Here is a 16,743-nt window from a genome sequence, read left to right on the forward strand (position 1 = left end):
GTCGTTTTATTACGTGTTTACGAAGCAAAAGCTAAAACCAGGAGCTATTTAATGGCAACAGTTAACCAGCTGGTACGCAAACCACGTGCACGCAAAGTTGCAAAAAGCAACGTGCCTGCGCTGGAAGCATGCCCGCAGAAACGTGGCGTATGTACTCGTGTATATACTACCACTCCTAAAAAACCGAACTCCGCACTGCGTAAAGTTTGCCGTGTTCGTCTGACTAACGGTTTTGAAGTGACTTCCTACATCGGTGGTGAAGGTCACAACCTGCAGGAGCACTCCGTGATCCTGATCCGTGGCGGTCGTGTAAAAGACCTCCCGGGTGTTCGTTACCACACCGTTCGTGGTGCGCTTGACTGCTCCGGCGTTAAAGACCGTAAGCAATCACGCTCCAAGTATGGCGTGAAACGTCCTAAGGCTTAATGGTTCTCCGTTAAGTAAGGCCAAACGTTTTATATTAATGTCAAACTAAACTCTTAGAGTTTTGGACAATCCTGAATTAACAACGGAGTATTTCCATGCCACGTCGTCGCGTCATTGGTCAGCGTAAAATTCTGCCGGATCCGAAGTTCGGATCAGAACTGCTGGCTAAATTTGTAAATATCCTGATGGTAGATGGTAAAAAATCTACTGCCGAAACTATCGTATACAGCGCGCTGGAGACCCTGGCTCAGCGTTCTGGTAAAAACGAACTGGAAGCTTTCGAAGTAGCTCTCGAAAACGTGCGCCCGACTGTCGAAGTTAAGTCTCGCCGCGTTGGTGGTTCTACTTATCAGGTACCAGTTGAAGTCCGTCCGGTCCGTCGTAATGCTCTGGCAATGCGTTGGATCGTTGAAGCTGCTCGTAAACGCGGTGATAAATCCATGGCTCTGCGCCTGGCGAACGAACTTTCTGATGCTGCAGAAAATAAAGGTACTGCAGTTAAGAAACGTGAAGACGTTCACCGTATGGCAGAAGCCAACAAGGCGTTCGCACACTACCGTTGGTAATCCCTTCGGAGTTTTAGTCACCAGGCGGGCGCTTCTAGTAAGCAGCCCGCTTTGGGCTACTTAAATTGAACGCCTAAAAGATAAACGAGGAATCAAATGGCTCGTACAACACCCATCGCGCGCTACCGTAACATCGGTATCAGTGCGCACATCGACGCCGGTAAAACCACTACTACCGAACGTATTCTGTTCTACACCGGTGTAAACCATAAAATCGGTGAAGTTCATGACGGCGCAGCCACCATGGACTGGATGGAGCAGGAGCAGGAACGTGGTATTACTATCACCTCCGCAGCGACTACTGCATTCTGGTCTGGTATGGCTAAGCAGTATGAACCGCATCGCGTAAACATCATCGACACCCCGGGGCACGTTGACTTCACTATCGAAGTAGAACGTTCCATGCGTGTGCTTGATGGTGCAGTAATGGTTTACTGCGCAGTTGGTGGTGTTCAGCCTCAGTCTGAAACCGTATGGCGTCAGGCAAACAAATATAAAGTTCCGCGCATTGCGTTCGTTAACAAAATGGACCGTATGGGTGCGAACTTCCTGAAAGTTGTTGGTCAGATCAAAACCCGTCTGGGCGCGAACCCTGTTCCGCTGCAGCTGGCAATTGGCGCTGAAGAAGCGTTCACCGGTGTTGTTGACCTGGTGAAAATGAAAGCCATCAACTGGAACGAAGAAGATGCAGGCGTAACCTTCACTTATGAAGATATCCCGGCTGACATGCAGGAACTGGCTGAAGAATGGCACCAGAACCTGATCGAGTCCGCTGCAGAAGCTTCAGAAGAGCTGATGGAGAAATACCTGGGTGGTGAAGAACTGACTGAAGAAGAGATCAAAAAAGCTCTGCGTCAGCGTGTTCTGAACAACGAAATCATCCTGGTAACCTGTGGTTCTGCGTTCAAGAACAAAGGTGTTCAGGCGATGCTGGATGCGGTAATTGATTACCTGCCATCCCCAGTAGACGTACCTGCGATCAACGGTATTCTGGACGACGGTAAAGATACTCCTGCTGAGCGTCATGCTAGCGATGACGAGCCGTTTGCTGCTCTGGCATTCAAAATCGCTACTGACCCGTTCGTGGGTAACCTGACCTTCTTCCGCGTGTACTCTGGTGTGGTTAACTCCGGTGACACCATCCTGAACTCCGTGAAAACTGCACGTGAACGTTTCGGCCGTATCGTACAGATGCACGCTAACAAACGTGAAGAGATCAAAGAAGTTCGCGCGGGCGATATCGCTGCTGCAATCGGTCTGAAAGACGTGACCACTGGTGACACTCTGTGTGACCCGGATCACCCGATCATTCTGGAACGTATGGAATTCCCTGAGCCGGTAATTTCCATCGCGGTAGAACCGAAAACCAAAGCTGACCAGGAAAAAATGGGTCTGGCTCTGGGCCGTCTGGCTAAAGAAGACCCGTCATTCCGCGTATGGACTGACGAAGAATCTAACCAGACCATTATCGCTGGTATGGGTGAGTTGCACCTCGACATCATCGTTGACCGTATGAAGCGTGAATTCAACGTTGAAGCGAACGTCGGTAAACCTCAGGTTGCTTACCGCGAAGCGATTCGCGCGAAAGTTACCGATATCGAAGGTAAACACGCTAAGCAGTCTGGTGGTCGCGGTCAGTACGGTCATGTTGTTATCGACATGTACCCGCTGGAGCCGGGTTCAAACCCGAAAGGCTACGAGTTCATCAACGACATCAAAGGTGGTGTAATTCCTGGCGAATACATCCCGGCCGTTGATAAAGGCATCCAGGAACAGCTGAAATCTGGCCCGCTGGCTGGTTACCCGGTTGTTGATCTGGGCGTGCGTCTGCACTTCGGTTCTTACCATGACGTTGACTCCTCTGAGCTGGCGTTTAAACTGGCCGCTTCTATCGCCTTCAAAGATGGCTTTAAGAAAGCGAAACCAGTTCTGCTTGAGCCTATCATGAAGGTTGAAGTAGAGACTCCGGAAGAGAACACCGGTGACGTAATCGGTGACTTGAGCCGCCGTCGTGGTATGCTTCGTGGTCAGGAATCCAACGTCACTGGCGTTGTTATCCATGCTGAAGTTCCGCTGTCTGAAATGTTCGGATATGCAACCCAGCTGCGTTCTCTGACCAAAGGCCGTGCTTCTTACTCCATGGAGTTCCTGAAGTACGACGATGCGCCGAACAACGTTGCTCAGGCCGTTATTGAAGCCCGTGGTAAATAATCCACAGGATTAAAACCTAAGTCCCGTGCTCTCTCCATAGGGGAGAGCACTATAGTAAGGAATATAGCCGTGTCTAAAGAAAAATTTGAACGTACAAAACCGCACGTTAACGTCGGCACCATCGGCCACGTTGACCACGGTAAAACTACCCTGACCGCTGCAATCACTACCGTACTGGCTAAAACCTACGGCGGTGCTGCTCGTGCATTCGACCAGATCGATAACGCGCCGGAAGAAAAAGCTCGTGGTATCACCATCAACACTTCTCACGTTGAATATGACACCCCGACTCGCCACTACGCACACGTAGACTGCCCGGGCCACGCCGACTATGTTAAAAACATGATCACCGGTGCTGCGCAGATGGACGGCGCGATCCTGGTTGTTGCTGCGACTGACGGCCCGATGCCGCAGACTCGTGAGCACATCCTGCTGGGTCGTCAGGTAGGCGTTCCGTACATCATCGTGTTCCTGAACAAATGCGACATGGTTGATGACGAAGAGCTGCTGGAACTGGTAGAAATGGAAGTTCGTGAACTTCTGTCTCAGTACGATTTCCCGGGCGACGACACTCCGATCGTTCGTGGTTCTGCTCTGAAAGCGCTGGAAGGCGAAGCAGAGTGGGAAGCGAAAATCATCGAACTGGCTGGCTTCCTGGATTCTTACATCCCAGAACCAGAGCGTGCGATTGACAAGCCGTTCCTGCTGCCTATCGAAGACGTATTCTCCATCTCCGGTCGTGGTACCGTTGTTACCGGTCGTGTAGAGCGCGGTATCATCAAAGTTGGTGAAGAAGTTGAAATCGTTGGTATCAAAGAGACTGCTAAGTCTACCTGTACTGGCGTTGAAATGTTCCGCAAACTGCTGGACGAAGGCCGTGCTGGTGAGAACGTTGGTGTTCTGCTGCGTGGTATCAAACGTGAAGAAATCGAACGTGGTCAGGTACTGGCTAAGCCGGGCTCTATCAAGCCGCACACCAAGTTCGAATCTGAAGTGTACATTCTGTCCAAAGACGAAGGCGGCCGTCATACTCCGTTCTTCAAAGGCTACCGTCCGCAGTTCTACTTCCGTACTACTGACGTGACTGGTACCATCGAACTGCCAGAAGGCGTAGAGATGGTAATGCCGGGCGACAACATCAAAATGGTTGTTACCCTGATCCACCCAATCGCGATGGACGACGGTCTGCGTTTCGCAATCCGTGAAGGCGGCCGTACTGTTGGTGCGGGCGTTGTTGCCAAAGTAATGAGCTAATTATTGATTAATTAGCTTTGAGCTTAAAAAGGGCGCTTCGGCGCCCTTTTTGCTATCTGCAATTTAGTCGTTGTCATATTTATTCGCATTTTTTATTCATTCTCCCGCCGCGTAAATCGCGTTGTGCTATTGTAATCATAACTATTCTCATTTACACTTTGCGCAGAAATTGAACGGGAGCGATCATGTACGTTTGTTTGTGTAATGCGATAAGTGATAAAAAAATACGTCAGGCTGTTCGCCAGTTTCATCCTCAGTCCTTTCAGCAATTACGTAAATTTATTCCTGTTGGAAATCAATGCGGTAAGTGCATTCGTGCTGCCCGCGAAGTCATGCAGGATGAATTAACGCAAATGCCAGAATTTAAAGAGATCGCCTAAGTCACACTCTTTTTTTTGACATCCCTGTAGCCCCATCTACGCTCTAAGAGTGGAAGCGGAGGGACTATAAATGAAAGGTGATGTTAAAATCATAAATTATCTCAATAAACTATTGGGAAATGAGCTTGTCGCGATCAACCAGTATTTTCTCCATGCTCGTATGTTTAAAAACTGGGGACTGACTCGCCTCAATGATGTTGAGTACCATGAATCTATCGATGAGATGAAACACGCTGATAAATATATCGAGCGTATTTTATTCTTAGAAGGGATCCCGAACTTGCAGGATCTTGGCAAGTTGGGTATTGGCGAAGACGTTGAAGAGATGCTGCAATCCGATCTTCGACTCGAACTCGATGGTGCTAAAGACTTACGTGAAGCCATTGCCTATGCCGATAGCGTTCATGATTATGTCAGCCGGGATATGATGATTGAGATCCTGACTGAAGAAGAAGGGCATATTGACTGGCTCGAAACCGAGCTGGACTTGATTGCAAAACTTGGCTTACAAAATTATCTGCAATCGCAAATTAAAGTCAGTGACTAACCGCCCTGTATCATACTTACCAGGCCAATAACAAAACCCGCAGCCGCCAGATATGGCCCAAATGGCAGCGGGTTTTTTAGTACCTGTTTCCCGTAACGGACGCAGTAAATCCCGGTGAGGCAACATGCCATACCCGCGGCAAGTAAAACCAAAAGTGGTAATGATTCCCAGCGATGCCATGCGCCTAGCGCGGCAAGAAATTTGACGTCGCCAAAGCCTAATCCTTCCTGTCGGCATATCAAACGATACCCCCAGTAGAACAAAGCAAATACCCCATAGCCCGCTACGGCCCCCCAAAGCGCGTCGGATAACTGTGCAGGTCTGCAGCATTGATGATAAATAAGACCGCCCCACAAAAGAGGGCAGGTAAATTTGTCGGGCAGCAACCCGGTACGTAGGTCATGGACTAAGAGCAACCCTGATAGCGAAACATAAATCAACAGAAAGGGGAGGTCGATGTACATGGGCAAGCCTTATCTGGTAAAGAGTTTACCTTCAGGTAAACCCGGCAGCCCTACAAGCTCGGGATGTGGGTTATGGATACTCTCTTCCACGGAAAACGCGTTGCACCGCAGGACATACAATCAGAGTGGAAGGAGCGCCGCATTTGTGAACGAGTGATTAATTTCTACGCGGCACTTGCTTAAGACTGAGATTTACGTATAATGCGCGGGCTTGTCTAATATTGACAGCGGTTCGATATGAGCCACCGGTACTGCGAAAGCAATACCAGACAATGTTCCCAATCGGGGAACTCTGTAAGAACGGTTACACTCTCCCATCAATCGTAATGGGTTTGAGGAGTAACTATTTCGTCTATAAAATAATTGGAGCTCTGGTCTCATGCAGAACCAAAGAATCCGTATCCGTTTGAAAGCGTTTGATCATCGTCTGATCGATCAATCAACCGCGGAAATCGTCGAGACTGCCAAGCGCACTGGTGCGCAGGTTCGTGGTCCGATCCCGCTGCCGACCCGCAAAGAGCGTTTCACCGTTCTGATCTCCCCGCACGTCAACAAAGACGCGCGTGATCAGTACGAGATCCGTACTCACAAGCGTCTGGTTGACATCGTTGAGCCAACTGAAAAAACCGTTGATGCTCTGATGCGTCTGGACCTGGCTGCCGGTGTAGACGTGCAGATCAGCCTGGGTTAATCAGGTCATCGAGCGATTGAGAGGTTGATACAATGATTGGTTTAGTCGGTAAAAAAGTGGGTATGACCCGCATCTTCACTGAAGATGGCGTATCTATCCCAGTAACCGTTATCGAAGTTGAAGCAAACCGCGTTACTCAGGTTAAAGATCTGGCTAACGATGGCTATCGCGCTGTTCAGGTTACCACCGGTGCTAAAAAAGCTAACCGCGTAACTAAGCCGGAAGCTGGCCACTTTGCTAAAGCTGGCGTAGAAGCTGGCCGCGGCCTGTGGGAATTCCGTCTGGCAGATGGTGAAGAATACACCGTTGGTCAGAACATTAGCGTTGAACTGTTTGCTGACGTTAAAAAAGTTGACGTAACCGGTACCTCTAAAGGTAAAGGTTTCGCTGGTACCGTTAAGCGCTGGAACTTCCGTACCCAGGACGCTACTCACGGTAACTCCTTGTCTCACCGCGTTCCGGGTTCTATCGGTCAAAACCAGACTCCGGGCAAAGTGTTCAAAGGCAAGAAAATGGCAGGTCAGCTGGGCAACGAACGTGTAACCGTTCAGAGCCTGGACGTAGTACGTGTTGACGCTGAGCGCAACCTGCTGCTGGTTAAAGGTGGTGTTCCGGGTGCGACCGGTTGCGACCTGATCGTTAAACCAGCTGTGAAGGCGTAAGGGGATAGCAATGGAATTAGTATTGAAAGACGCGCAGAGCGCGCTGACTGTTTCCGAAACTACCTTCGGTCGTGATTTCAACGAAGCGCTGGTTCACCAGGTTGTTGTTGCTTATGCAGCTGGTGCTCGTCAGGGTACTCGTGCTCAGAAGACTCGTGCTGAAGTAACTGGTTCAGGCAAAAAGCCGTGGCGCCAGAAAGGTACCGGCCGTGCGCGTTCAGGTTCTATCAAGAGCCCGATCTGGCGTTCAGGTGGCGTGACCTTCGCTGCTCGTCCACAGGACCACAGTCAAAAAGTTAACAAAAAGATGTACCGCGGCGCGCTGAAAAGCATTCTGTCCGAACTGGTACGTCAGGATCGTCTGATCGTTGTCGAATCATTCTCTGTAGAAGCGCCTAAAACTAAGCTGCTGGCACAGAAACTGAAAGACATGGCTCTGGAAGATGTGCTGATCATCACCGGTGAGCTGGACGAAAACCTGTTCCTGGCTGCGCGCAACCTGCACAAGGTTGACGTACGCGATGCAACTGGTATCGACCCGGTTAGCCTGATCGCCTTCGACAAAGTCGTAATGACTGCTGATGCTGTTAAGCAAGTTGAGGAGATGCTGGCATGATTCGTGAAGAACGTCTGCTGAAAGTGCTGCGCGCACCGCACGTTTCTGAAAAAGCGTCTACTGCGATGGAAAAAACTAACACCATCGTTCTCAAAGTTGCTAAAGACGCGACCAAAGCAGAAATCAAAGCTGCTGTGCAGAAACTGTTTGAAGTCGAAGTCGAAGTCGTTAACACCCTGGTAGTTAAAGGGAAAGTTAAACGTCACGGACAGCGTATCGGTCGTCGTAGCGACTGGAAAAAAGCTTACGTCACCCTGAAGGAAGGCCAGAATCTGGACTTCGTCGGCGGCGCTGAGTAAGTCGGAGGAGTAATACAATGGCAGTTGTTAAATGTAAACCGACATCTCCGGGTCGTCGCCACGTTGTTAAAGTGGTCAACCCAGAGCTGCACAAGGGCAAACCTTTTGCTCCGCTGGTTGAAAAAAACAGCAAATCCGGTGGTCGTAACAACAATGGCCGCATCACCACTCGTCACATCGGTGGTGGTCACAAGCAGGCTTATCGTATTGTTGACTTCAAACGCAACAAAGACGGTATCCCGGCAGTTGTTGAACGTCTTGAGTACGATCCGAACCGCTCCGCGAACATCGCGCTGGTTCTGTACAAAGACGGTGAACGCCGTTACATCCTGGCCCCTAAAGGCCTGAAAGCTGGCGACCAGATTCAGTCTGGCGTTGATGCTGCAATCAAAGCAGGTAACACCCTGCCGATGCGCAATATCCCGGTTGGTTCTACCGTTCATAACGTAGAAATGAAACCAGGTAAAGGCGGTCAGCTGGCACGTTCCGCTGGTACTTACGTTCAGATCGTTGCTCGTGATGGTGCTTATGTCACCCTGCGTCTGCGTTCTGGTGAAATGCGTAAAGTCGAAGCAGACTGCCGTGCAACTCTGGGCGAAGTTGGCAATGCTGAGCATATGCTGCGCGTTCTGGGTAAAGCAGGTGCTGCACGCTGGCGTGGTGTTCGTCCTACCGTTCGCGGTACTGCGATGAACCCAGTCGACCACCCACATGGTGGTGGTGAAGGTCGTAACTTTGGTAAGCACCCGGTAACTCCGTGGGGCGTTCAGACCAAAGGTAAGAAGACCCGCAGCAACAAGCGTACTGATAAATTCATCGTACGTCGCCGTAGCAAATAATTTTAGAGGATAAGCCATGCCACGTTCTCTCAAGAAAGGTCCTTTTATTGACCTGCACTTGCTGAAGAAGGTAGAGAAAGCGGTGGAAAGCGGAGACAAGAAGCCCCTGCGCACTTGGTCCCGTCGTTCAACGATCTTTCCTAACATGATCGGTTTGACCATCGCTGTCCATAATGGTCGTCAGCACGTTCCGGTATTTGTTTCCGACGAAATGGTCGGTCACAAACTGGGTGAATTCGCACCGACTCGTACTTATCGCGGCCACGCTGCTGATAAAAAAGCGAAGAAGAAATAAGGTAGGAGGAAGAGATGGAAACTTTAGCTCAACATCGCCATGCTCGTTCTTCTGCTCAGAAGGTTCGCCTTGTTGCAGACCTGATTCGCGGTAAGAAAGTGTCGCAGGCTCTGGATATTCTGACCTACACCAATAAGAAAGCGGCTGTACTGGTTAAGAAAGTCCTGGAATCTGCCATTGCTAACGCTGAACACAACGATGGCGCTGACATTGACGATCTGAAAGTTACGAAAATTTTCGTAGACGAAGGCCCGAGCATGAAGCGCATTATGCCGCGTGCAAAAGGTCGTGCAGATCGCATCCTGAAGCGCACCAGCCACATTACTGTGGTTGTGTCCGATCGCTGAGACTCTGGAGACTAGCAATGGGTCAGAAAGTACATCCTAATGGTATTCGCCTGGGTATTGTAAAACCATGGAACTCAACCTGGTTTGCGAACACCAAAGAATTCGCTGACAACCTGGACAGCGATTTTAAAGTACGTCAGTACCTGACTAAGGAACTGGCGAAAGCGTCTGTATCTCGTATCGTTATCGAGCGTCCGGCTAAGAGCATCCGTGTGACCATTCACACCGCTCGCCCGGGTATCGTTATCGGTAAGAAAGGCGAAGACGTAGAAAAACTGCGCAAAGTCGTAGCGGATATTGCTGGCGTTCCTGCTCAGATCAATATCGCCGAAGTGCGTAAGCCTGAACTGGACGCAAAATTGGTTGCTGACAGCATCACTTCTCAGCTGGAACGTCGTGTTATGTTCCGTCGTGCTATGAAGCGTGCTGTACAGAACGCAATGCGTCTGGGCGCTAAAGGTATCAAAGTTGAAGTTAGCGGCCGTCTGGGCGGCGCGGAAATCGCACGTACCGAATGGTACCGCGAAGGTCGCGTACCTCTGCACACTCTGCGTGCTGACATCGACTACAACACCTCTGAAGCGCACACCACTTACGGTGTAATCGGCGTTAAAGTGTGGATCTTCAAAGGCGAGATCCTGGGTGGTATGGCTGCTGTTGAACAACCGGAAAAACCGGCTGCGCAACCTAAAAAGCAGCAGCGTAAAGGCCGTAAATAAGGAGCGTCGCTGATGTTACAACCAAAGCGTACAAAATTCCGTAAAATGCACAAAGGCCGTAACCGCGGTCTGGCTGCTGGCGCGGATGTTAGCTTCGGCAGCTTCGGTCTGAAAGCTGTTGGCCGTGGTCGTCTGACTGCCCGTCAGATCGAAGCAGCACGTCGTGCTATGACCCGTGCAGTTAAGCGTCAAGGTAAGATCTGGATCCGTGTATTCCCGGACAAACCGATCACTGAAAAGCCGCTGGCAGTGCGTATGGGTAAAGGTAAAGGTAACGTGGAGTATTGGGTTGCCTTGATTCAGCCGGGTAAAGTCCTGTATGAAATGGACGGCGTACCGGAAGAGCTGGCCCGTGAAGCATTCAAGCTGGCAGCAGCGAAACTGCCGATTAAAACCACCTTTGTAACTAAGACGGTGATGTAATGAAAGCAAAAGAGCTGCGTGAGAAGAGTGTTGAAGAGCTGAACACCGAGCTGCTGAATCTGCTGCGTGAGCAGTTCAACCTGCGTATGCAGGCTGCAAGTGGCCAGCTGCAACAGTCTCACCTGTTGAAGCAAGTGCGTCGTGACGTCGCACGCGTTAAGACTTTACTGACTGAGAAGGCGGGTGCGTAATGACCGATAAAATCCGTACTCTGCAAGGTCGCGTTGTTAGCGATAAAATGGAGAAATCCATCGTTGTTGCTATCGAACGTTTTGTGAAACACCCGATCTACGGTAAATTCATTAAGCGTACGACCAAACTGCACGTACATGACGAGAACAACGAATGCGGTACTGGTGACGTGGTTGAAATCCGCGAATGCCGTCCGCTGTCCAAGACTAAGTCCTGGACGCTGGTTCGCGTTGTAGAGAAAGCCGTTCTGTAATACAGTAGGCATTCTCAACGAATAAACGGCTCAGCGATGAGCCGTTTATTTTTTCTACCCATATCGTTGAAGCGGTGTTATAATGCCGCGCCCCCGATATGGGGCTTTTTTAACGACCTGATTTTCGGGTCTCAGTAGTAGTTGACATTAGCGGAGCACTAAAATGATCCAAGAACAGACTATGCTGAACGTCGCCGACAACTCCGGTGCACGTCGCGTAATGTGTATCAAGGTTCTGGGTGGCTCGCACCGTCGCTACGCAGGCGTCGGCGATATCATCAAGATCACCATCAAGGAAGCAATTCCGCGTGGTAAGGTCAAAAAAGGTGATGTGCTGAAGGCGGTAGTGGTGCGCACCAAGAAGGGTGTTCGTCGCCCGGACGGTTCTGTCATTCGCTTCGATGGTAATGCATGCGTTATTTTAAACAATAACAGCGAGCAACCTATCGGTACGCGTATTTTTGGGCCGGTAACTCGTGAACTTCGTAACGAGAAGTTCATGAAAATTATCTCTCTGGCACCAGAAGTACTCTAAGGAGCGAATCATGGCAGCGAAGATCCGTCGTGATGACGAAGTTATCGTGTTAACCGGTAAAGATAAAGGTAAACGCGGTAAAGTTAAGAATGTCCTGTCTTCCGGCAAGGTCATTGTTGAAGGTATCAACCTGGTTAAGAAACATCAGAAGCCGGTTCCGGCCCTGAACCAACCAGGCGGCATCGTAGAGAAAGAAGCAGCTATTCAGATCTCTAACCTTGCTATCTTCAACGCGGCAACCGGCAAGGCTGACCGTGTAGGCTTTAGATTCGAAGACGGCAAAAAAGTCCGTTTCTTCAAATCTAACAGCGAAACTATCAAGTAATTTGGAGTAGTACGATGGCGAAACTGCATGATTACTACAAAGACGAAGTAGTCGCTAAACTCATGACTGAGTTTAACTACAATTCTGTCATGCAAGTCCCTCGGGTCGAGAAGATCACCCTGAACATGGGTGTTGGTGAAGCGATCGCTGACAAGAAACTGCTGGATAACGCAGCAGCTGACCTGACAGCAATCTCCGGTCAAAAACCGCTGATCACCAAAGCACGCAAATCAGTTGCAGGCTTCAAAATCCGTCAGGGCTATCCGATCGGCTGTAAAGTAACTCTGCGTGGCGAACGCATGTGGGAGTTCTTTGAGCGCCTGATCACTATTGCTGTTCCACGTATCCGTGACTTCCGTGGCTTGTCCGCTAAGTCTTTCGACGGTCGTGGTAACTACAGCATGGGTGTCCGTGAGCAGATCATCTTCCCAGAAATCGACTACGATAAAGTCGACCGCGTGCGTGGTTTGGATATTACCATTACCACTACTGCGAAATCTGATGAAGAAGGCCGTGCTCTGCTGGCTGCCTTTGACTTCCCGTTCCGCAAGTAAGGTAGGGTTACTGAATGGCTAAGCAATCAATGAAAGCACGCGAAGTAAAGCGCGTAGCTTTAGCTGATAAGTACTTCGCAAAACGCGCTGAACTGAAAGCTATTATCTCTGATGTGAACGCGACCGACGAAGATCGTTGGAACGCAGTTCTCAAGCTGCAGTCTCTGCCGCGTGATTCCAGCCCGTCCCGTCAGCGTAACCGCTGCCGTCAAACAGGTCGTCCGCATGGCTATGTGGGCAAGTTCGGGTTGAGCCGTATCAAACTGCGTGAAGCCGCCATGCGCGGTGAAGTACCAGGCTTGAAAAAGGCTAGCTGGTAATTACCAATTGAATCACGGGAGTAAAGACAGATGAGCATGCAAGATCCGATCGCGGATATGCTGACCCGTATCCGTAACGGTCAGGCCGCGAATAAAGCTGCGGTCACCATGCCTTCCTCCAAGCTGAAAGTGGCAATTGCCAACGTGCTGAAGGAAGAAGGTTTTATTGAAGATTTTAAAGTTGAAGGCGACACCAAGCCGGAACTGGAACTTACTCTCAAGTATTTCCAGGGTAAAGCTGTTGTAGAAAGCATTCAGCGTGTCAGTCGCCCAGGTCTGCGCATTTATAAGCGTAAAGACGAGCTGCCGAAAGTTATGGCTGGCATGGGTATCGCAGTTGTTTCTACCTCTAAAGGTGTTATGACTGATCGTGCAGCGCGCCAGGCTGGTCTTGGTGGCGAAATTATCTGCTACGTAGCCTAATCGGAGGAAAAAATGTCTCGTGTTGCTAAAGCACCGGTCGTTATTCCTGCCGGCGTTGATGTAAAAATCAACGGTCAGGTTATTACGATCAAAGGTAAAAACGGCGAGCTGACTCGTACTCTCAACGATGCTGTTGCAGTAAATCATGCAGATAATGCACTGACCTTCGGTCCGCGTGATGGTTACGCAGATGGATGGGCTCAGGCTGGTACCGCGCGTGCCCTGCTGAATGCAATGGTTGTCGGTGTTACCGAAGGCTTCACTAAGAAGCTTCAGCTGGTTGGTGTAGGTTATCGTGCAGCGGTTAAAGGGAATGTAGTAAACCTGGCTTTAGGTTTCTCTCACCCAGTTGACCATCAGCTGCCTGCGGGAATCACTGCAGAATGTCCGTCTCAGACTGAAATCGTGCTGAAAGGCGCTGATAAACAGCTGATCGGTCAGGTTGCAGCAGATCTGCGCGCCTACCGTCGTCCTGAGCCTTATAAAGGCAAGGGTGTTCGTTACGCCGACGAAGTCGTGCGTACCAAAGAGGCTAAGAAGAAGTAAGGTAACACTATGGATAAGAAATCTGCTCGTATCCGTCGTGCGACCCGCGCACGCCGCAAGCTCCAGGAGCTGGGTGCAACTCGCCTGGTGGTACATCGTACCCCGCGTCATATTTACGCACAGGTAATTGCACCGAACGGTTCTGAAGTTCTGGTAGCTGCTTCTACTGTAGAAAAAGCTATCGCTGAACAATTGAAGTACACCGGTAACAAAGACGCTGCTGCAGCTGTAGGTAAAGCTGTTGCTGAACGCGCTCTGGAAAAAGGCATCAAAGATGTTTCTTTTGACCGTTCCGGGTTCCAATATCATGGTCGTGTCCAGGCACTGGCAGATGCTGCCCGTGAAGCTGGCCTTCAGTTCTAAGGTAGAGGTGTAAGATGGCTCACATCGAAAAACAAGCTGGCGAACTGCAGGAAAAGCTGATCGCGGTTAACCGCGTATCTAAAACCGTTAAAGGTGGTCGTATTTTCTCCTTCACAGCTCTGACTGTAGTTGGTGATGGTAACGGTCGCGTTGGTTTTGGTTACGGTAAAGCGCGTGAAGTTCCAGCAGCGATCCAGAAAGCGATGGAAAAAGCCCGTCGCAATATGATTAACGTCGCGCTGAACCACGGCACCCTGCAGCACCCGGTTAAGGGTACTCACACGGGTTCTCGTGTATTCATGCAGCCGGCTTCCGAAGGTACCGGTATCATCGCCGGTGGTGCAATGCGCGCCGTTCTGGAAGTCGCTGGAGTTCGTAACGTTCTGGCTAAAGCGTATGGTTCCACTAACCCGATTAACGTGGTTCGTGCAACTATCGATGGCCTGGAAAATATGAAATCTCCGGAAATGGTCGCTGCCAAGCGTGGTAAATCCGTTGAAGAAATTCTGGGGAAATAAACCATGGCAAAGACTATTAAAATTACTCAAACCCGCAGTGCAATCGGTCGTCTGCCGAAACACAAGGCAACGCTGCTTGGCCTGGGTCTGCGTCGTATTGGTCACACCGTAGAGCGCGAGGATACTCCTGCTGTTCGTGGTATGGTCAACGCGGTTTCCTTCATGGTTAAAGTTGAGGAGTAAGAGATGCGTTTAAATACTCTGTCTCCGGCCGAAGGCTCTAAAAAAGCGGCTCGCCGCCTGGGTCGTGGTATCGGTTCTGGCCTCGGTAAAACCGGTGGTCGTGGTCACAAAGGTCAGAAGTCTCGTTCTGGCGGTGGCGTACGTCGCGGTTTCGAGGGTGGTCAGATGCCTCTGTACCGTCGTCTGCCGAAATTCGGCTTCACTTCACGTAAAGCAGCGATTACAGCCGAAGTTCGTCTGTCTGACCTGGCTAAAGTTGAAGGCGGTGTTGTAGACCTGAACACGCTGAAAGCAGCTAACATTATCGGTATCCAGATCGAGTTCGCGAAAGTGATCCTGGCTGGTGAAGTCACTACTCCGGTAACTGTTCGTGGCCTGCGTGTTACTAAAGGCGCTCGTGCTGCTATCGAAGCTGCTGGCGGTAAAATCGAGGAATAAGTAGCAGATGGCTAAACAACCGGGATTAGATTTTCAAAGTGCCAAAGGTGGCTTAGGCGAGCTGAAACGCAGACTGCTGTTTGTAATCGGCGCGCTGATTGTGTTCCGTATTGGCTCTTTCATTCCGATCCCTGGTATTGATGCCGCTGTACTTGCCAAACTGCTTGAGCAACAGCGAGGCACCATCATTGAAATGTTTAACATGTTCTCTGGTGGTGCTCTCAGCCGTGCTTCTATCTTTGCTCTGGGGATCATGCCGTATATTTCGGCGTCGATCATTATCCAGCTGCTGACGGTGGTTCATCCAACGCTGGCAGAAATTAAGAAAGAAGGGGAGTCTGGTCGTCGTAAGATCAGCCAGTACACCCGCTACGGTACTCTGGTGCTGGCAATATTCCAGTCGATCGGTATTGCTACCGGTCTGCCGAATATGCCTGGTATGCAGGGCCTGGTGATGAACCCAGGCTTTGCATTCTATTTCACCGCTGTTGTAAGTCTGGTTACAGGGACGATGTTCCTGATGTGGTTGGGCGAACAGATTACTGAACGTGGTATCGGCAACGGTATCTCAATCATTATCTTCGCCGGTATTGTCGCGGGACTCCCGCCAGCCATTGCCCATACTATCGAGCAAGCGCGTCAAGGCGACCTGCACTTCCTCGTGTTGCTGTTGGTTGCAGTATTAGTATTCGCAGTGACGTTCTTTGTTGTATTTGTTGAGCGTGGTCAACGCCGTATTGTGGTAAACTACGCGAAACGTCAGCAAGGTCGTCGTGTCTATGCTGCACAGAGCACACATTTACCGCTGAAAGTGAATATGGCGGGGGTAATCCCGGCAATCTTCGCTTCCAGTATTATTCTGTTCCCGGCGACCATCGCGTCATGGTTCGGGGGCGGGACTGGTTGGAACTGGCTGACAACAATTTCGCTGTATTTGCAGCCTGGGCAACCGCTTTATGTGTTACTCTATGCGTCTGCAATCATATTCTTCTGTTTCTTCTACACGGCGTTGGTTTTCAACCCGCGTGAAACAGCAGATAACCTGAAGAAGTCCGGTGCATTTGTACCAGGAATTCGTCCGGGAGAGCAAACGGCGAAGTATATCGATAAAGTAATGACCCGCCTGACTTTGGTTGGTGCGCTCTACATTACCTTTATCTGCCTGATCCCGGAGTTCATGCGTGATGCAATGAAAGTACCGTTCTACTTCGGTGGGACCTCACTGCTTATCGTTGTTGTCGTGATTATGGACTTTATGGCTCAAGTGCAAACTCTGATGATGTCAAGTCAGTACGAGTCTGCATTGAAGAAGGCGAATCTGAAAGGCTACGGCCGTTAACAGTCGCCCGAGAAG

At 50.2% G+C, this 16,743-nt stretch carries 29 protein-coding genes; 28 read left to right on the top strand and 1 reads right to left on the bottom strand.

What is annotated here, in order from left to right; translation table 11 throughout:
• Nucleotides 1-51: 51 nt before the first annotated feature.
• From rpsL to bfr, 6 genes are all read left to right on the top strand, one after another.
• Nucleotides 52-426 (top strand): 30S ribosomal protein S12, encoded by a 375-nt coding sequence (rpsL, locus tag JQN59_RS01805; protein WP_003023654.1) that lies wholly within the window; start codon nt 52-54, stop codon nt 424-426.
• A gap of 95 nt (nt 427-521) precedes the next feature.
• Nucleotides 522-992 carry a 30S ribosomal protein S7 gene (gene rpsG / locus JQN59_RS01810; RefSeq protein WP_003023657.1) on the top strand — a complete coding sequence of 157 codons (471 nt, stop codon included), beginning with the start codon at nt 522-524 and terminating at the stop codon, nt 990-992.
• A 96-nt stretch (nt 993-1,088) separates the two neighbouring features.
• Entirely contained in the window at nt 1,089-3,203 is a 2,115-nt protein-coding gene (fusA, locus tag JQN59_RS01815) for an elongation factor G (protein WP_003023659.1), read from the top strand.
• A gap of 69 nt (nt 3,204-3,272) precedes the next feature.
• Nucleotides 3,273-4,457: an elongation factor Tu gene (gene tuf, locus JQN59_RS01820; protein ID WP_003031109.1), complete on the top strand. Its 1,185-nt coding sequence runs from the start codon at nt 3,273-3,275 to the stop codon at nt 4,455-4,457.
• 185 nt (nt 4,458-4,642) lie between these two features.
• Nucleotides 4,643-4,837 carry a bacterioferritin-associated ferredoxin gene (gene bfd, locus JQN59_RS01825; protein ID WP_003031111.1) on the top strand — a complete coding sequence of 65 codons (195 nt, stop codon included), beginning with the start codon at nt 4,643-4,645 and terminating at the stop codon, nt 4,835-4,837.
• Between the two features lie 70 nt (nt 4,838-4,907).
• Nucleotides 4,908-5,384 carry a bacterioferritin gene (gene bfr / locus JQN59_RS01830; protein ID WP_003827773.1) on the top strand — a complete coding sequence of 159 codons (477 nt, stop codon included), beginning with the start codon at nt 4,908-4,910 and terminating at the stop codon, nt 5,382-5,384.
• On the opposite strand, the gene JQN59_RS01835 is transcribed toward bfr, so the two are convergent.
• A complete protein-coding gene (locus JQN59_RS01835) occupies nt 5,381-5,848 on the bottom strand; it encodes a prepilin peptidase (protein ID WP_048227387.1) in 468 nt (155 codons plus the stop codon). The two genes, bfr and JQN59_RS01835, sit on opposite strands and share 4 nt — an antisense overlap.
• A 379-nt stretch (nt 5,849-6,227) precedes the next feature.
• Between JQN59_RS01835 and rpsJ the strand changes: the two genes are divergently transcribed.
• The 22 genes from rpsJ (at nt 6,228) to secY (ending at nt 16,728) form a co-directional block, all read left to right on the top strand.
• A complete protein-coding gene (gene rpsJ, locus JQN59_RS01840; RefSeq protein ID WP_001181005.1) occupies nt 6,228-6,539 on the top strand; it encodes a 30S ribosomal protein S10 in 312 nt (103 codons plus the stop codon).
• Nucleotides 6,540-6,571: 32 nt separating this feature from the next.
• Nucleotides 6,572-7,201 (top strand): 50S ribosomal protein L3, encoded by a 630-nt coding sequence (rplC, locus tag JQN59_RS01845; protein WP_003031117.1) that lies wholly within the window; start codon nt 6,572-6,574, stop codon nt 7,199-7,201.
• A 10-nt stretch (nt 7,202-7,211) separates the two neighbouring features.
• Nucleotides 7,212-7,817 (top strand): 50S ribosomal protein L4, encoded by a 606-nt coding sequence (gene rplD, locus JQN59_RS01850; protein WP_003031119.1) that lies wholly within the window; start codon nt 7,212-7,214, stop codon nt 7,815-7,817.
• Nucleotides 7,814-8,116, top strand: a complete 303-nt coding sequence (gene rplW, locus JQN59_RS01855) for a 50S ribosomal protein L23 (RefSeq protein WP_000617546.1) — start codon at nt 7,814-7,816, stop codon at nt 8,114-8,116. The genes rplD and rplW overlap by 4 nt, the downstream gene beginning before the upstream one ends.
• A gap of 17 nt (nt 8,117-8,133) precedes the next feature.
• Nucleotides 8,134-8,955, top strand: a complete 822-nt coding sequence (gene rplB, locus JQN59_RS01860; RefSeq protein WP_000301869.1) for a 50S ribosomal protein L2 — start codon at nt 8,134-8,136, stop codon at nt 8,953-8,955.
• 16 nt (nt 8,956-8,971) lie between these two features.
• Nucleotides 8,972-9,250: a 30S ribosomal protein S19 gene (rpsS, locus tag JQN59_RS01865; RefSeq protein WP_001138115.1), complete on the top strand. Its 279-nt coding sequence runs from the start codon at nt 8,972-8,974 to the stop codon at nt 9,248-9,250.
• A gap of 14 nt (nt 9,251-9,264) precedes the next feature.
• Entirely contained in the window at nt 9,265-9,597 is a 333-nt protein-coding gene (rplV, locus tag JQN59_RS01870; RefSeq protein ID WP_000448832.1) for a 50S ribosomal protein L22, read from the top strand.
• A 17-nt stretch (nt 9,598-9,614) separates the two neighbouring features.
• Nucleotides 9,615-10,316, top strand: a complete 702-nt coding sequence (gene rpsC, locus JQN59_RS01875) for a 30S ribosomal protein S3 (RefSeq protein ID WP_000529945.1) — start codon at nt 9,615-9,617, stop codon at nt 10,314-10,316.
• 12 nt (nt 10,317-10,328) lie between these two features.
• On the top strand, nt 10,329-10,739 hold the full coding sequence (rplP, locus tag JQN59_RS01880) for a 50S ribosomal protein L16 (protein WP_000941208.1): 411 nt from the start codon (nt 10,329-10,331) through the stop codon (nt 10,737-10,739).
• Nucleotides 10,739-10,930, top strand: coding sequence for a 50S ribosomal protein L29 (gene rpmC / locus JQN59_RS01885; protein ID WP_000644742.1), 192 nt, complete (start codon nt 10,739-10,741; stop codon nt 10,928-10,930). The genes rplP and rpmC overlap by 1 nt, the downstream gene beginning before the upstream one ends.
• On the top strand, nt 10,930-11,184 hold the full coding sequence (gene rpsQ, locus JQN59_RS01890) for a 30S ribosomal protein S17 (protein WP_003031120.1): 255 nt from the start codon (nt 10,930-10,932) through the stop codon (nt 11,182-11,184). The genes rpmC and rpsQ overlap by 1 nt, the downstream gene beginning before the upstream one ends.
• 163 nt (nt 11,185-11,347) lie before the next feature.
• Nucleotides 11,348-11,719, top strand: a complete 372-nt coding sequence (gene rplN / locus JQN59_RS01895) for a 50S ribosomal protein L14 (protein ID WP_000613954.1) — start codon at nt 11,348-11,350, stop codon at nt 11,717-11,719.
• A gap of 10 nt (nt 11,720-11,729) precedes the next feature.
• Nucleotides 11,730-12,044 (top strand): 50S ribosomal protein L24, encoded by a 315-nt coding sequence (gene rplX / locus JQN59_RS01900; RefSeq protein ID WP_003031122.1) that lies wholly within the window; start codon nt 11,730-11,732, stop codon nt 12,042-12,044.
• Nucleotides 12,045-12,058: 14 nt separating this feature from the next.
• Nucleotides 12,059-12,598: a 50S ribosomal protein L5 gene (gene rplE, locus JQN59_RS01905; protein WP_003031123.1), complete on the top strand. Its 540-nt coding sequence runs from the start codon at nt 12,059-12,061 to the stop codon at nt 12,596-12,598.
• Between the two features lie 14 nt (nt 12,599-12,612).
• A complete protein-coding gene (rpsN, locus tag JQN59_RS01910) occupies nt 12,613-12,918 on the top strand; it encodes a 30S ribosomal protein S14 (protein ID WP_003031125.1) in 306 nt (101 codons plus the stop codon).
• 30 nt (nt 12,919-12,948) lie between these two features.
• Nucleotides 12,949-13,341 (top strand): 30S ribosomal protein S8, encoded by a 393-nt coding sequence (gene rpsH / locus JQN59_RS01915; protein ID WP_003031127.1) that lies wholly within the window; start codon nt 12,949-12,951, stop codon nt 13,339-13,341.
• Between the two features lie 12 nt (nt 13,342-13,353).
• Complete coding sequence (gene rplF, locus JQN59_RS01920) at nt 13,354-13,887, top strand: 50S ribosomal protein L6 (RefSeq protein ID WP_003031129.1); 534 nt, start codon at nt 13,354-13,356, stop codon at nt 13,885-13,887.
• 9 nt (nt 13,888-13,896) lie between these two features.
• Nucleotides 13,897-14,250, top strand: a complete 354-nt coding sequence (rplR, locus tag JQN59_RS01925) for a 50S ribosomal protein L18 (protein WP_000358960.1) — start codon at nt 13,897-13,899, stop codon at nt 14,248-14,250.
• A 14-nt stretch (nt 14,251-14,264) separates the two neighbouring features.
• A complete protein-coding gene (gene rpsE, locus JQN59_RS01930) occupies nt 14,265-14,768 on the top strand; it encodes a 30S ribosomal protein S5 (protein WP_003031131.1) in 504 nt (167 codons plus the stop codon).
• A gap of 3 nt (nt 14,769-14,771) precedes the next feature.
• Complete coding sequence (gene rpmD, locus JQN59_RS01935; protein WP_001140434.1) at nt 14,772-14,951, top strand: 50S ribosomal protein L30; 180 nt, start codon at nt 14,772-14,774, stop codon at nt 14,949-14,951.
• A gap of 3 nt (nt 14,952-14,954) precedes the next feature.
• Nucleotides 14,955-15,389 (top strand): 50S ribosomal protein L15, encoded by a 435-nt coding sequence (gene rplO, locus JQN59_RS01940; protein ID WP_003031132.1) that lies wholly within the window; start codon nt 14,955-14,957, stop codon nt 15,387-15,389.
• A gap of 7 nt (nt 15,390-15,396) precedes the next feature.
• Nucleotides 15,397-16,728, top strand: a complete 1,332-nt coding sequence (gene secY, locus JQN59_RS01945; RefSeq protein ID WP_001118864.1) for a preprotein translocase subunit SecY — start codon at nt 15,397-15,399, stop codon at nt 16,726-16,728.
• Nucleotides 16,729-16,743: the final 15 nt, after the last annotated feature.

Source organism: Citrobacter sp. B72, assembly GCF_016894305.1.
In the GTDB taxonomy this organism is placed as follows: domain Bacteria; phylum Pseudomonadota; class Gammaproteobacteria; order Enterobacterales; family Enterobacteriaceae; genus Citrobacter; species Citrobacter portucalensis.

Coding starts and splice junctions, on each gene's coding strand:
- rpsL (WP_003023654.1), top strand. CDS start 52: ATGGCAACAGTTAACCAGCTGGTACGCAAACCACGTGCACGCAAAGTT.
- rpsG (WP_003023657.1), top strand. CDS start 522: ATGCCACGTCGTCGCGTCATTGGTCAGCGTAAAATTCTGCCGGATCCG.
- fusA (WP_003023659.1), top strand. CDS start 1,089: ATGGCTCGTACAACACCCATCGCGCGCTACCGTAACATCGGTATCAGT.
- bfd (WP_003031111.1), top strand. CDS start 4,643: ATGTACGTTTGTTTGTGTAATGCGATAAGTGATAAAAAAATACGTCAG.
- bfr (WP_003827773.1), top strand. CDS start 4,908: ATGAAAGGTGATGTTAAAATCATAAATTATCTCAATAAACTATTGGGA.
- JQN59_RS01835 (WP_048227387.1), bottom strand. CDS start 5,848: ATGTACATCGACCTCCCCTTTCTGTTGATTTATGTTTCGCTATCAGGG.
- rpsJ (WP_001181005.1), top strand. CDS start 6,228: ATGCAGAACCAAAGAATCCGTATCCGTTTGAAAGCGTTTGATCATCGT.
- rplC (WP_003031117.1), top strand. CDS start 6,572: ATGATTGGTTTAGTCGGTAAAAAAGTGGGTATGACCCGCATCTTCACT.
- rplD (WP_003031119.1), top strand. CDS start 7,212: ATGGAATTAGTATTGAAAGACGCGCAGAGCGCGCTGACTGTTTCCGAA.
- rplW (WP_000617546.1), top strand. CDS start 7,814: ATGATTCGTGAAGAACGTCTGCTGAAAGTGCTGCGCGCACCGCACGTT.
- rplB (WP_000301869.1), top strand. CDS start 8,134: ATGGCAGTTGTTAAATGTAAACCGACATCTCCGGGTCGTCGCCACGTT.
- rpsS (WP_001138115.1), top strand. CDS start 8,972: ATGCCACGTTCTCTCAAGAAAGGTCCTTTTATTGACCTGCACTTGCTG.
- rplV (WP_000448832.1), top strand. CDS start 9,265: ATGGAAACTTTAGCTCAACATCGCCATGCTCGTTCTTCTGCTCAGAAG.
- rpsC (WP_000529945.1), top strand. CDS start 9,615: ATGGGTCAGAAAGTACATCCTAATGGTATTCGCCTGGGTATTGTAAAA.
- rplP (WP_000941208.1), top strand. CDS start 10,329: ATGTTACAACCAAAGCGTACAAAATTCCGTAAAATGCACAAAGGCCGT.
- rpmC (WP_000644742.1), top strand. CDS start 10,739: ATGAAAGCAAAAGAGCTGCGTGAGAAGAGTGTTGAAGAGCTGAACACC.
- rpsQ (WP_003031120.1), top strand. CDS start 10,930: ATGACCGATAAAATCCGTACTCTGCAAGGTCGCGTTGTTAGCGATAAA.
- rplN (WP_000613954.1), top strand. CDS start 11,348: ATGATCCAAGAACAGACTATGCTGAACGTCGCCGACAACTCCGGTGCA.
- rplX (WP_003031122.1), top strand. CDS start 11,730: ATGGCAGCGAAGATCCGTCGTGATGACGAAGTTATCGTGTTAACCGGT.
- rplE (WP_003031123.1), top strand. CDS start 12,059: ATGGCGAAACTGCATGATTACTACAAAGACGAAGTAGTCGCTAAACTC.
- rpsN (WP_003031125.1), top strand. CDS start 12,613: ATGGCTAAGCAATCAATGAAAGCACGCGAAGTAAAGCGCGTAGCTTTA.
- rpsH (WP_003031127.1), top strand. CDS start 12,949: ATGAGCATGCAAGATCCGATCGCGGATATGCTGACCCGTATCCGTAAC.
- rplF (WP_003031129.1), top strand. CDS start 13,354: ATGTCTCGTGTTGCTAAAGCACCGGTCGTTATTCCTGCCGGCGTTGAT.
- rplR (WP_000358960.1), top strand. CDS start 13,897: ATGGATAAGAAATCTGCTCGTATCCGTCGTGCGACCCGCGCACGCCGC.
- rpsE (WP_003031131.1), top strand. CDS start 14,265: ATGGCTCACATCGAAAAACAAGCTGGCGAACTGCAGGAAAAGCTGATC.
- rpmD (WP_001140434.1), top strand. CDS start 14,772: ATGGCAAAGACTATTAAAATTACTCAAACCCGCAGTGCAATCGGTCGT.
- rplO (WP_003031132.1), top strand. CDS start 14,955: ATGCGTTTAAATACTCTGTCTCCGGCCGAAGGCTCTAAAAAAGCGGCT.
- secY (WP_001118864.1), top strand. CDS start 15,397: ATGGCTAAACAACCGGGATTAGATTTTCAAAGTGCCAAAGGTGGCTTA.